This is a genomic window from Streptomyces sp. NPDC001514 (assembly GCF_053597075.1).
The window spans coordinates 150,732-162,964 of record NZ_JBSFHO010000013.1 but is presented as its reverse complement, the minus strand read 5'-3'; the positions used below and the strand labels follow the sequence as shown (position 1 = coordinate 162,964).

The following is a 12,233-nucleotide window of genomic DNA, read 5'->3' as shown; positions in this document are numbered from 1 at the left end:
GCGCGTCAGGCGTGGAAGGGGAGGCCGGCGTCGGCGGCCAGCTCCAGGTCGTCGGCGTCGGGCGCGGGCACCAGCGTGGCGGTGCCGTCGGTGACGGGGACGACGCCGAGCTCCAGCAGCTCGGCCATGGCGGCGCTGCCCGCCATGTCACGTACCTGAAGCTGATAGCGGGCGGTGGTGCGGTACGCGCCTCCGGCGTCGTCGCCGGTGCGCTGCAGGAATCCGGAGTCGGTGAGGAAGGCGACGGCCTTGCCGACGATGCCGGTGGTGGAGCCGGCGAGCCTGCGGGCGTCCTTCGTCGCGCCCGTGGCGCTGCGGCGCGCGTAGATCCGCCAGGCGGCCTCCAGCCCGGGGGCGTCGGACGCCGGGTCGGTGTTCTCGCCCTGCTCATCGGCGCGCTCTTCGAGGCGGCGACAGGCCTGGCGTACGAACGCGTCGACCCCGTTGACGGTGATACGGCCGATGTAGCCGTCGTCGGCGAGGTCCTCGGGGCGCGGGAACGCCAGGGCGGCGACGGCGAGATGGGCGAGACCGTGCAGGAACCGGTCCGCGGAGTCGGCGGAGGCACGGCGGGCGTAGTCGCCCATGCGTACGGCGAAGACCGAGTCCTCGCCGGCGGTCACGGCCATGCCCGCGCGCGGGGAGACCTCGAGGACGACGAGTCCGAGTCCGGTGGCCACGGCGTCGGCGAGCCGCGCGAAGGCGGGCTCTTCCCGGTACCGCCGCAGGAGGTCGGCGTATTCGGCGTCCCGCGCGGGCAGCAGCTTGGGCTGCAGCCCGAAGGACACGAGCCGGGCGGCGTCGGCGGCGTCCGCGGGGGTGACACCGCCGGACGCGGACATCGGCCCGGCCGGCGGCCCCTGCGGCGCGCCCGGCTCGCTCCACGCCCCGGCGTGCTCTGCGTGCTGGTCGCTCACGGCTGCGGCTCCTTGCGGTGGTTCTGTTCGGGTACGAGTAGGAGTTCGGGTACGAGTAGGAGTACGGGTACGCGCGCGGATGCGACGGTCGGCTCCGTTGCGCGGTGGGGCTCCCAGGAGCGCGCGTGGCAGTGGGGACGGCGGACCGCTGAGCCTGGCCGCGGCATGCCGTCGGCCGCAGGCACGGAGACGGACGGACGTGCCGGCATCGGGCCCTGGACCGTGGCACCGTTCATCAGGGCGAAGCGGCCGCCGCAGACCGGACTCGTTCGCCGGCGGCATGTGCTGTGACGGCCCCGCTCTCGGGCAGCAGACTCGGCTTTCCGCCGCATGGTCGCCGCGGGGGCGAGGGCGGACCGCCGTGTGCGTCGGGACGTCGGCGCGGTGCGGCCGTCGGCGACGCCGGGGCCGTGGCGCGCGCTCACGCCGCCTCCGTACGGTCCGCCGCCATACCCGCCGCGTCCAGGAGGGCTGTGCCGACGATCAGGTCCGCGCCGCCGAACTCGGGGTCGTCCAGCTGGGTGCCGTCGTCGACGGCGAAGAGCAGGCGCTGCTCGCCCTGGCGGTAGGCCGTGCCGACCGGAGGGCTCGCCGCGTGGACGGCGAGGAGCGCGACCAGGTAGGGAAGGTCCGGATCACGGCGGCGGGCCTCGGCGAGGAGGCCGGAGAGGCGACGGGGCGCGTCGTGCTCGAGGTCGAGCAGATCCATCGCGCTCGCGAGCTGTTCCTCGCTGAAGCGGCTGTCGTCGGGGGTCGCGATCAGGTCGGGCTCGGGCATTTCCGCGCCCAGGTGCTCGCGCTCGACCGGCGGGGTCAGCAGCATGTCGACGAGGTCGCCGACGCGCACGGACACGGGGGTGCGCAGTCCGGTGCCGTGTGCGAAGAACGCGTCCGTGACACGGATGGCCTGCCCGACGGGCAGCGGCAGCAGCGGTGCGACGAGGTGCCCGTAGAGGTCCGTCCCGGAGCGGGGGGCGGGCGCCGCGAAGGCCTGCCGGTCCTGCTCCGCGCGGAACAGCGGGCCCGCTTCCAGGAGGCGGGACTGGAGCTGTGTGTGGCGGCGGATGCAGTCCTTGACGATGTCGACGAGCTCGGCGGCGCGCCGCTTGTGCTCGGGGTCCTCGGCCTCGTCGCGGGCCTTGCGGATGTTCGTCAGGATCGCGTTCTCGTGGCGGTAGCGGTCGGCGACATGGTCGAGCGCCTCGGCGATCATGTCGGGCACCGCGTTGAGCCAGTCGACGGCGCGGACGTTGCGCCGGGTCGCCTCGAGGGTCCTGCGGAGGGTCTCCGCGTACTGCACGGTCCGGTAGCGGGCCTGCTCGGCGGCGAGCTGGGCGTCCGCGAGCCGGCCGCGGCTGATCAGGACCTCGAGCTTCACCTCGGCCGCGATCTGTGCACTGGTGACGTCCGTGTCGAGGGCGCCGACGAGGACGTTGACCGCTTCGTCCGTCGTGCGGAGATAGACGCTGCCGCCGTAACCCGGCACTTCCTCGATGAGTTTGAAGTCGTAGTCGCGTCGGACATACACCCCATCAGGGCCAAAAATGCCGTAAACCGCACGGAAGCCGCGATCGACGCTGCCTACATTGATCAGGTTCTCGAGCACCCAGCGGGCGACGCGCTCATGCTCCGCAACCGGACGCTGCGGGGCCTGCGCCGCGATGCGCGGCAGCAGTCTCGCCACTATCTGCTCATGGTCGGCGCCGGTGTCGAAGTCCATGTTGAGCGTGACGAGATCGATGGCGGCGAGGGCGACTTCGGCCATCGCATAGATCGAGTACTCCCCGGCCAGATTCGCCTTGCGGGTGTCCAGATCGTGCAGCGGAGCGGTGCATGCGAGCGCACGGAGCCGCCGCGCGAGCCCTTCGTCGGCGGCCGGGCCCTGAGCGGGGCGCGGCCCCGCGCTGAGCTGGGGCGGAACGAATTCCGTCGAGGCAGGCGAAGTCACGGTGCACAGACTAGGTCCTCGCACTGACAACGGTCGAAACGGCGCAGAAACCCCGTCCCCGGCACTGCCCGCCCGGCGGCCGGCGCCCGGAGCTACCTGCCCCGCGCACCGCGGCGGCGGGTTCCCTCAGCGATCCGCCGCATCCCCGTCCTGCACCAGCCCCGCGTACACCTGCACGAGCCGGCTGCGCGAGTCGTCCAGGTACTCGGCGAGCAGTCGCTCCGCGCCGTCCCGCTCTCCGGCCTTGAGCGCTTCCAGAATCTCCCGATTTCGTACGAGATAGGGCTCGTGGAGCCCGCGGGGGTCGTCCACGACGTGGAAGGCGAGGCGGAGTTCGGCGAGGACGCCGCGCATCAGCTCGTCCGTGCGGACGCTGCGCGCGAGTGCGACGAGTTCCCGGTGGAAGTGGATGTTGGCGGTGGAGACGCCCTTCCAGTTCTCCTCGCGTGCCGCCTGCTCTCCGGCGATGACGGCGTCGCGCAGGCCGTCGAGCGTGAACGGCGGCTCGCCGAGGCCGCGGACGACCGCGCATTCGACCAGCCGGCGGGTGCGGTAGATGTCCTCGACGTCCTCGACGGCCAGGACCCTGACGAACACACCCCGGTTGAGCTGATGGACCAGCAGCCGCTCATGGGTCAGCAGCCGGAACGCCTCGCGCAGCGTGTTGCGCGAGACGCCCAGCGCGTTGCCGATGCTCTCCTCCGAGAGCCGTGCCCCCGGCAGGAAGAAACCCTCCGCGATCCGGGTGCGCAGGATGTCCGCGACCCGTTCGGCCGTGCTCGTGCGGCCCAGCAGCGGGCGATCGTCCGCCAGTTGGCCCAGCTCGGACCCCGTCGTCCCCACAGCGCCCTCTATTCGGTCTCCATGGCCGCCGGTCCCACCGGTGCCGTGCGGATTCAATCGTAGAAGCAGGAACGAGACAACATGACTCTTGTCGGATCGTTCAACAATCCTCTACGCTACGTGTGGTCGGCGTCACAGCACGGCACCAATGCCGCGTGACCGGCGCATGACCTGCCGCACGCCTTCGCGCGACCGCGGCACGCCTTCCGCATGTCTCAGCAGCACCCCTCCCCTCCTGCGAGGTGCAGATGAGTACGACCCAGACCCAGCCGAAGCAGGGCGAACTGCCCGAGGACACGGGCGCGTTCGCCTTTCTTCGCGCGCTCGGCCCGCGCGGGCGCCGCGCCTTCGCCGGCGCGTTCGGCGGCTACGCCCTGGACTCCTACGACTTCTTCACGCTGCCGCTGAGCATGGTGGCGATCGCCGCGTTCTTCGGTCTCGACAGCGGCCAGACCGGGCTCCTGACGACGGTCACCCTCGTCGTGTCGGCCGTCGGGGGCGCGCTCGCCGGGATACTTGCGGACCGCATCGGCCGGGTCCGCGCACTGATGATCACGGTCATCACGTACGCGCTGTTCACGGTGCTGTGCGGCTTCGCGCCCAACTACGAGACCCTGCTGGTCTTCCGTGCCCTGCAGGGCCTCGGCTTCGGCGGGGAGTGGGCGGTCGGTGCGATTCTGGTCGCCGAGTACGCCACGGCCAGGCACCGCGGCCGCACGCTCGGCGGGATCCAGAGCGCCTGGGCCGCAGGCTGGGCGCTTGCGGTCATCGTCTACACGCTGGTGTTCCAGTTTCTCGACGCGGATACCGCGTGGCGGGTCATGTTCTGGACCGGCGCCCTGCCCGCCCTGCTCGTCATCTACGTCCGACGCAACGTGGCGGACGCGCCGGAGGCGGCCGAACGGCGCCGTGCGAGCAGCGACCGCGGCTCCTTCTCGGCGATATTCAGGAAGGACCTGGCGCGCACGACACTCTTCGCGGTGCTGCTCTCCACGGGAGTCCAGGGCGGCTACTACACGCTCGCGACGTGGGTGCCGACCTATCTCAAGACGGAGCGCGGACTCACGGTCGTCGGCACGGGCGGCTACCTGACGTTCCTCATATCCGGCGCCTTCATCGGCTACCTCACGGGCGGATATCTGACCGATGTGCTCGGCCGGAAGAAGAACATCGCCCTGTTCGCCGTGCTCTCCGCCGCCTGCATTCTGGCGTACACGAACATTCCGTCGGGGGCGGACGGGCTGCTGCTCGTGCTCGGATTCCCGCTCGGATTCTGTATGTCGGCGATATTCAGTGGCTTCGGTTCGTTCCTCGCCGAGCTGTATCCGACGGCGGTGCGCGGCACGGGGCAGGGCTTCACCTACAACACGGGGCGGGCGGTGGGGGCGTTCTTCCCCACGCTTGTCGGATTCCTGGCGGACAGCTGGGGAGTCGGGGGCGCCCTGGTCTTCGGCGCCGTCGGCTACGGCCTCGCCGTTGTTGCGCTGCTCGGTCTGCCGGAGACGCGTGGCCGAGAGCTCGTGTGACACGGGCACCCTGGTGAAAGGACCATCTCTCATGACCTGGGCTTCGATCGACCTCAACGCCGACCTCGGCGAGGGCTTCGGCCGCTGGCGCCTGACCGACGACGAACAGCTGCTGTCGGTCGTCACCAGCGCCAATGTGGCCTGTGGCTTCCACGCCGGGGACGCGGCGACCATGCGGCGGGTCTGCGACATGGCCGCCGAGCGCAAGGTGCGGATCGGTGCCCAGGTCTCGTACCGCGATCTGGCCGGGTTCGGCCGCCGCTCGATGGACGTCCCGCCCGACGAGCTGGCCGCCGAAGTCGCGTACCAGATAGGTGCGCTGGAGGTGTTCGCCCGCGCGGCCGGTACGCGCGTCTCGTACGTCAAGCCGCACGGGGCGCTCTACAACCGCGTCGTCCGCGACGAGGAGCAGGCGGAAGCCGTCGTCGAGGGTGTCATGCTCACCGGCGAGCGGCTGCCGTTGCTGGGGCTGCCCGGCTCCCGGCTGCACACCATGGCGGAGAAGGCCGGACTCCCCGTCGTCACCGAAGCGTTCGCGGACCGGGCCTACGCGGCGGACGGCACCCTCGTGCCACGGGGGCAGGAGGGCGCCGTCGTCACCGACCCGGGGGCCGTGGTGGAACGGTCGGTGTCGTTGGCCAGGTTCGGGGTCGTCACCTCGCAGTGCGGCCAGACGGTCGGCGTCCGGGCCCGCTCGCTCTGTCTGCACGGCGACACCCCGGGAGCCGTCGGTCTGGCGCGCCGGGTCCGGGCGCAGCTGGAGGAGTCGGGGGTCCGTGTGGAGGCGTTCGTATGAGGCTCCTGCCCGTTGGTGACCGGGCGCTCCTTGTGGAGCTGGGCAGTGGCGAGGAGGTGGAGTCGCTCCACGCCGAGCTGCTGCGGCGCCGCGCCGCCGGGTCACTGCCCCAGGTGCGGGAGATCGTGCCCGCGGCGCGGACGGTGCTCCTCGACGGGGTGGAGGAGCCGGCCCGGCTGGCCGCCGAGCTGCCCGGCTGGGACATACCTCCGCGCGCAGCGGACACCGGAGCAGTGGTCGAGATACCCGTGCGCTACGACGGGCCCGATCTGGCGGACGTCGCGGTCCTCTGGGGGGTCGGAGTGGACGAGGTCGCAGGGATCCACTCGGCGGCCGAATTCCATGTCGCCTTCTGCGGGTTCGCGCCCGGGTTCGGCTATCTGACCGGGCTCGGCGAGCGGTTCGCGGTCCCGCGCAGGGCCACGCCCCGCACGTCCGTACCGGCGGGTTCGGTCGCGCTGGCCGGACCGTACACGGGCGTGTACCCACGCTCCTCCCCCGGCGGCTGGCAGCTCATCGGGACGACGGACGCCACTCTGTGGGACCCGGCGCGCGAGCCCGCCGCACTGCTTTCGCCGGGTGTCCGGGTGCGCTTCGTGCCCGAGGCGCTCCCGTCCGATGCGTTCCCGTCCGATGCGTTCATACCGGACGCGGGAGAGCGTGGATGACCGACCGGGCCCTCGTGGTCGTACGGGCAGGCGCGCTGACCACGGTCCAGGACCTGGGGCGGCCCGGGCACGCGCATCTCGGTGTGCCGCGCTCCGGAGCCCTCGATCCGCGTGCGCTGCGGCTGGTCAACCGGCTCGTCGGCAATCCGGAGCAGGCGGCGGCGCTGGAGACCACGCTCACCGGGTGCGCGGTGCGGCCACGTTCCGCGGTGACCGTGGCCATCGGCGGGGCGCCGTGTCCAGTGCGCGTCGACGACCGCGCGGTGGCCTGGGGCGCCCCCGTGCGGGTCGCGGCGGGGGCGCTGCTGGAGGTGGGAGCGGCGGTGCGCGGCGTCCGGAGCTATGTGGCGTTCGGTGGAGGCATTGCTGCCGAGCCCGTGCTGGGCAGCCGCTCGACGGACCTGCTCTCCGGGCTCGGGCCCGCGCCGCTGGTCGACGGCACGGTGGTGCCGCTGGGTGATCCCAGCGGGCCGTCCGGGCGGGTGGACGGCCCGCCCTGGCCGGGCCCGCCGTCGGAGCTCGTGCTGAGGGTGCGGTTCGGGCCGCGCGACGACTGGTTCACGGCTGCGGCCCTGCGCGCCCTGGCCACCGGCGCCTACCGGGTGTCGGCGGCGAGCAACCGCATCGGCCTGCGCACCGACGGCCCACCCCTGCAGCGGGCCGTCCGGGCCGAACTGCCCAGCGAAGGCATGGTCCTGGGCGCGGTACAGGTACCACCGGACGGGCGGCCCGTGGTGTTTCTCGCCGATCACCCGACGACCGGCGGATACCCGGTGGTCGCCGTGGTCCGGGAGACGGACCTCGCAGCGGCGGCACAGGCGGTGCCGGGTACGCCGGTGCGGTTCGTTCCGGCCGGGCCGCCCGGTCAGTCCTCCGGCTTGCCGTAACCGCCCCCGCCGGGCGTCCTGACCACCAGGACGTCACCGGGCCCGACCTCCACCGCGTCCACGCCCCGGAGGTCCTCGACGGTGCCGTCCGCACGCTCCACCGCGTTCGCGCCCAGCGCGCCCGGGTCGCCACCGGCCATCCCGTACGGCCGCACGCGTCGGTGGCCGGTGAGCAGGGCCACCGTCATCGGCTCCAGGAAGCGGATCCGCCGCACCACACCGTGCCCGCCCCGCCACTGCCCCGCGCCCCCGCTGCCGTCGCGTACCGAGAACGCGTCCACACGCACCGGATAGCGCCACTCCAGCACCTCCGGGTCGGTCAGCCGCGAGTTGGTCATATGGGTCTGCACGGCATCGGCGCCGTCGAAGCCGTCGCCCGCCCCGGAGCCGCTCGCCACGGTCTCGTAGTACTGCACGCGGTCGTTGCCGAAGGTGACGTTGTTCATCGTGCCGGAGCCCTCCGCCTGGACGCCGAGCGCGGCGTACAGCGCGCCGGTGACGGCCTGCGAGGTCTCCACGTTGCCGGCCACCGTCGCGGCCGGGTAGGTCGGCGCGAGCATCGACCCTTCCGGTACCCGCACGTCCAGCGGTTCCAGGCAGCCGCTGTTCAGGGGGATGTCGTCGGCGACGAGCGTGCGGAAGACGTACAGGACCGCTGCCATCACCACCGACTTGGGGGCGTTGAAGTTGCCGGGCTGCTGCGGCGACGTACCGGTGAAGTCGAGGACCGCGCTCCGGGCCTCCCGGTTCACGCTGAGTGCGACCTCGATGGTCGCGCCACCGTCGGTCTCGTAGCGGTACGAGCCGTCGCTCAGCTCGGCGAGGATGCGGCGCACGGACTCCTCGGCGTTGTTCCGTACATGGCGCATATAGGCCTGGACGACATCGAGACCGAACTCGTCCACCATGCGGCCGAGTTCACTGATGCCCTTCTCGTTGGCGGCGATCTGGGCGCGCAGGTCGGCGAGATTGGTGTCGGGATCGCGGGACGGGTGGGGCGCGCCCGTGAGGAGCTCCCTGGTCTCGGTCTCGCGCAGCCGGCCGCCCCGTACGAGCAGCCAGTTGTCGAAGAGGACGCCCTCCTCGTGGATCGTCCGGCTGAAGGCGGGCATGGAGCCGGGGGTGATACCGCCGATCTCGGCGTGGTGGCCGCGCGAGGCCACCAGGAACCGCAGTTCACCGCCGCCGCCGTCGTCGTCGTCGTCGAAGACGGGCGTCACGACGGTCACATCGGGCAGGTGCGTACCACCGTGGTAGGGGTCGTTGATGGCGTAGACATCGCCCGGCCGCAGATCACCGGCGTTCCGTCGCAGCACCTCCTTGATGGACTCGCCCATCGAGCCGAGATGCACAGGGATGTGGGGGGCGTTGGCGATGAGATTGCCGTCGGCGTCGAAGAGGGCGCAGGAGAAGTCCAGCCGCTCTTTGATGTTGACGGAGTGGGCGGTGTTCTCCAGGCGCACACCCATCTGCTCGGCGATCGCCATGAAGAGGTTGTTGAAGACCTCCAGCAGCACGGGGTCGACGTCCGTGCCGACGGCGGCCCGGCCGGGCCGTGGCGTGGCGCGTGCGAGCAGCAGATGCCCGCCCTCCCCCACGGTCGCCCGCCAGCCCGGATCGACGACGGTCGTCGCGTCGGCCTCGGCGATGATCGCCGGGCCGTCGACGGTGTCGCCCGGGGACAGATCCTCCCGCCGGTACAGCGGTGTGTCCGTCCGGTCGCCGTCCACGAACATCCGCACGGTCGCCCGCAGCTGGGGCCCGACGCCCCGGGCGGCCTCCTCGACGACCACCGACCCGTGCGGTCCCGCCGCCCCCACCGCCTCGACCGACACCGCCTCCACGACCAGCGGCTTGTCCATCGTGAACGCGTACCGTGCGCGATGCGTCGACTCGAACGCCTCCCGCATCCCGTCGAGCGTGTCGAGCGCCACGGGCAGGCCGGCATCCGTACCGGCGTAGCGGATCAGTACGCGGGCGCGGGTGGTGATCGCGTCGTCGGGGACGGCGTCGGCGCGGAGTTCCGCGCGGGTGCGTTCGGCCAGTTCGCCGCACAGGTCCTGGACGCGCCGCAGGGTGCTGTCGCTCAGCTCGGCCTCGACCGACTGCTCACGCATGGCGGTCGCGTCGGCGAGGCCGATGCCGTACGCGGAGAGGACCCCGGCGAGTGGCGGGACGATGACGGTGTCGACGCCGAGGGCGTCGGCCACGGCACAGGCGTGCTGGCCGCCCGCGCCGCCGAAGCTGGTCAGCGCGTAGCGGGTGACGTCGTGGCCACGCTGGACGGAGATCTTCTTGACGGCGTTGGCCATGTTGAGTACGGCGATCTCGAGGAAGCCGGCGGCGACTTCCTCGGGGCTGCGTTCGGTGCCCGTGGCCTTCCGGATCTCATCGGCGAGCTCGGTGAAGCATTCCCGTACGACCTCGGCGTCGAGCGGCTGATCGCCCTCCGGCCCGAAGACTGCGGGGAAGTGGTCGGGCTGGACGCGGCCGAGCATCACATTGGCGTCGGTGATCGTGAGCGGGCCGCCGCGCCGGTAGCAGGCGGGGCCGGGCACGGCGCCGGCCGAGTCGGGTCCCACGCGGTAGCGCTGGCCGTCGAAGTGGAGGATCGAGCCGCCGCCGGCCGCGACGGTGTGGATGTTCATCATCGGCGCACGCATCCGTACGCCGGCGACCTGGGTGCCGAGCTCGCGTTCGAACTCCCCCGCGTAGTGCGACACATCGGTGGACGTACCGCCCATGTCGAAGCCGATCACGCGGCCGTGGCCCGCCTGTTCGGAGGTGCGGGCCATGCCGACGACACCGCCGGCCGGGCCGGACAGGACGGCGTCCTTGCCCCGGAAATGGGCGGCTTCCCGCAGACCGCCGTTGGACTGCATGAACATCAGGCGGATGGAGCGGAGTTCTTCGGCGACCTCGTCGACGTAGCGCCGCAGGATCGGCGAGAGGTACGCGTCCACGACGGTGGTGTCCCCGCGCGGTACGAGCTTGATCAGCGGGCTGACCTCGTGGGAGCAGCTGACCTGGGTGAAGCCGAGCTCTCGGGCGGCGTCGGCGACGGCCGTCTCGTGGGCGGGGTGGCGGTAGCCGTGCATCAGGACGACGGCGACGCTGGAGAAACCGTCGTGACGGGCGGCTTCGAGCTGCTGGGCGACCGTGTCCAGTTCGAGCGGCTGGACGATGTCGCCGTGGGCGTCGACGCGCTCGGGGACTTCGATCACTCGGTCGTACACGGCTTCGGGGAGGACGATGTGACGGTCGAAGAGGCGGGGGCGGTTCTGGTACGCGATGCGCAGCGCGTCCCGGAAGCCCTGGGTGATGACGAGGACGGTCGGCTCTCCGCGCCGCTCCAGGAGGGCGTTGGTGGCGACGGTGGTGCCCATTTTGACGACGGCGATCCGGTCCGCCGGAACGGTGTCGTCGGGGCCGAGCCCGAGGAGCAGCCTGATGCCGGCGACGGCCGCGTCGCGATAGTGCCCGGGGTTGTGGGAGAGCAGTTTGCGGGTGACGAGGTGTCCGTCGGGGCGTCGCCCGACGATGTCGGTGAACGTCCCGCCACGGTCGATCCAGAATTCCCAGCGCCCGCTCATTCCCCCATTCTGGCAAGGGGGGCGTCGAGGGACAGTGAGGCGAGCGCGGAGGAGAGGGCGTTTTCTGCGACGTGGTCGAGGCGGGTGCTGGTGCCGCGGGCCCAGTGGCGTACCTCGGCGCCGGCGAGACCGACCAGCTGGGGCAGGAGATCGGTGCACCGGCGCGCCACCCAGGCGGTGCCGGCGGTGGCCAGCCACAGCACCTTGGCGGCACGGCTCGGCGCGGGCTGCTCGGGTTCGGCTCCGGGGGCCGTTCCGAGGGCGAGACCCTCCGCGGCGAGCAGCTCGTGGAAGCGACGGGCGATCATGCGGTGCCCGCGTTCGCCGGGGTGGAGCCGGTCCGCGCTCCACATGGTGCGGTCCTCGACCCAGGTCGCGTCGGCGATGTGCAGGTGGACGGCCCCGTAGCGTTCGGAGAGCGCGTGGACGACGGTGTTGACGGCCCGCTGCCGGCGGGCGAGCGGGCGGGCGAGCGGGGCGGGCAGCGCGAGCATCGCGCCCGGGTCGGGCAGACAGGCGGTCAGGATCCTGGTGCCCTGTTCGCTGAGCGCGGCGCAGACCTTGTTGAGCCGGAAGGCGAGGTCGTGGATGTCGAAGGTGTGGCGCAGCGTGTCGTTCACCCCGACGACGACCGAGGCGATGTCGGGCGTGTACGCGAGGACCTCGGGCGTCTGGTTCTCGTGGACGTCGCGGGTGAGCGCCCCGCTGACGGCGAAGTTCCGGAACTCCGCGGGCCTTACGGCCTCGCCCAGGCCCTGCGCGAGCAACGCGGCCCAGCCGCGCCAGGCTCCGTCGACCCGGTCACCGACGCCCTCGGTGAGGGAGTCGCCGAGCGCCGCGAAGCGCGGGGGGCGTGTCGGGCGCGGTGTGCGCGTTGTGCGTGGCGGCGCGGTGGCGGGTGCGGGCCCGGTGCCGGCGAGCCCGGCCACGGTGCTGCCTTGTGCGGCGGGACCCGGGCCCCCGGGCCTCGGCGAGGGCACGGTCGCGAGCGACACCGGGTCGGGCGTCGGCGCGGGGGTGGTGGGCGGGGCCTCGGGTGCGGTGAGGCCAACAAG

9 protein-coding genes are annotated in these 12,233 nt (G+C 72.3%); 4 read left to right on the top strand and 5 right to left on the bottom strand.

Translation table 11 applies throughout. From position 1 onward, the window contains the following. Positions 1-5: 5 nt before the first annotated feature. The 3 genes from ACWCXB_RS16550 to ACWCXB_RS16540 all read right to left on the bottom strand — a co-directional run bounded on the left by ACWCXB_RS16550 (position 6) and on the right by ACWCXB_RS16540 (position 3,708). On the bottom strand, positions 6-917 hold the full coding sequence (locus tag ACWCXB_RS16550; protein ID WP_450723362.1) for a hypothetical protein: 912 nt from the start codon (positions 915-917) through the stop codon (positions 6-8). 421 nt (positions 918-1,338) lie between these two features. Further along, a complete protein-coding gene (locus tag ACWCXB_RS16545; RefSeq protein WP_450723360.1) occupies positions 1,339-2,865 on the bottom strand; it encodes a hypothetical protein in 1,527 nt (508 codons plus the stop codon). A gap of 126 nt (positions 2,866-2,991) precedes the next feature. Beyond that, positions 2,992-3,708, bottom strand: a complete 717-nt coding sequence (locus ACWCXB_RS16540) for a GntR family transcriptional regulator (protein WP_450723358.1) — start codon at positions 3,706-3,708, stop codon at positions 2,992-2,994. A 248-nt stretch (positions 3,709-3,956) separates the two neighbouring features. On the opposite strand from ACWCXB_RS16540, the gene ACWCXB_RS16535 reads away from it, so the two are divergent. The 4 genes from ACWCXB_RS16535 to ACWCXB_RS16520 are packed head-to-tail and all read left to right on the top strand — an operon-like array spanning position 3,957 to position 7,585. After that, positions 3,957-5,234, top strand: coding sequence for an MFS transporter (locus tag ACWCXB_RS16535; protein ID WP_450723356.1), 1,278 nt, complete (start codon positions 3,957-3,959; stop codon positions 5,232-5,234). A 31-nt stretch (positions 5,235-5,265) separates the two neighbouring features. Next, positions 5,266-6,030 carry a LamB/YcsF family protein gene (locus ACWCXB_RS16530; protein WP_450723354.1) on the top strand — a complete coding sequence of 255 codons (765 nt, stop codon included), beginning with the start codon at positions 5,266-5,268 and terminating at the stop codon, positions 6,028-6,030. Continuing rightward, positions 6,027-6,698: a 5-oxoprolinase subunit PxpB gene (gene pxpB / locus ACWCXB_RS16525; RefSeq protein ID WP_450723352.1), complete on the top strand. Its 672-nt coding sequence runs from the start codon at positions 6,027-6,029 to the stop codon at positions 6,696-6,698. The genes ACWCXB_RS16530 and pxpB overlap by 4 nt, the downstream gene beginning before the upstream one ends. Continuing rightward, entirely contained in the window at positions 6,695-7,585 is an 891-nt protein-coding gene (locus ACWCXB_RS16520; RefSeq protein WP_450723350.1) for a 5-oxoprolinase subunit C family protein, read from the top strand. The genes pxpB and ACWCXB_RS16520 overlap by 4 nt, the downstream gene beginning before the upstream one ends. Here the strand turns inward: ACWCXB_RS16520 and ACWCXB_RS16515 are convergent. Together ACWCXB_RS16515 and ACWCXB_RS16510 are read right to left on the bottom strand one after the other, a co-directional pair. Beyond that, positions 7,564-11,178, bottom strand: coding sequence for a hydantoinase B/oxoprolinase family protein (locus tag ACWCXB_RS16515; protein ID WP_450723348.1), 3,615 nt, complete (start codon positions 11,176-11,178; stop codon positions 7,564-7,566). The genes ACWCXB_RS16520 and ACWCXB_RS16515 overlap by 22 nt on opposite strands. Then, entirely contained in the window at positions 11,175-12,107 is a 933-nt protein-coding gene (locus ACWCXB_RS16510) for an SGNH/GDSL hydrolase family protein (protein ID WP_450723401.1), read from the bottom strand. The genes ACWCXB_RS16515 and ACWCXB_RS16510 overlap by 4 nt, the downstream gene beginning before the upstream one ends. Between the last annotated feature and the right edge of the window lie 126 nt (positions 12,108-12,233).

Excerpts from the sequence above, each read along its gene's own strand:
- ACWCXB_RS16535 (WP_450723356.1), top strand. The coding sequence starts at position 3,957 with ATGAGTACGACCCAGACCCAGCCGAAGCAGGGCGAACTGCCCGAGGAC.
- ACWCXB_RS16530 (WP_450723354.1), top strand. The coding sequence starts at position 5,266 with ATGACCTGGGCTTCGATCGACCTCAACGCCGACCTCGGCGAGGGCTTC.
- pxpB (WP_450723352.1), top strand. The coding sequence starts at position 6,027 with ATGAGGCTCCTGCCCGTTGGTGACCGGGCGCTCCTTGTGGAGCTGGGC.
- ACWCXB_RS16520 (WP_450723350.1), top strand. The coding sequence starts at position 6,695 with ATGACCGACCGGGCCCTCGTGGTCGTACGGGCAGGCGCGCTGACCACG.
- ACWCXB_RS16515 (WP_450723348.1), bottom strand. The coding sequence starts at position 11,178 with ATGAGCGGGCGCTGGGAATTCTGGATCGACCGTGGCGGGACGTTCACC.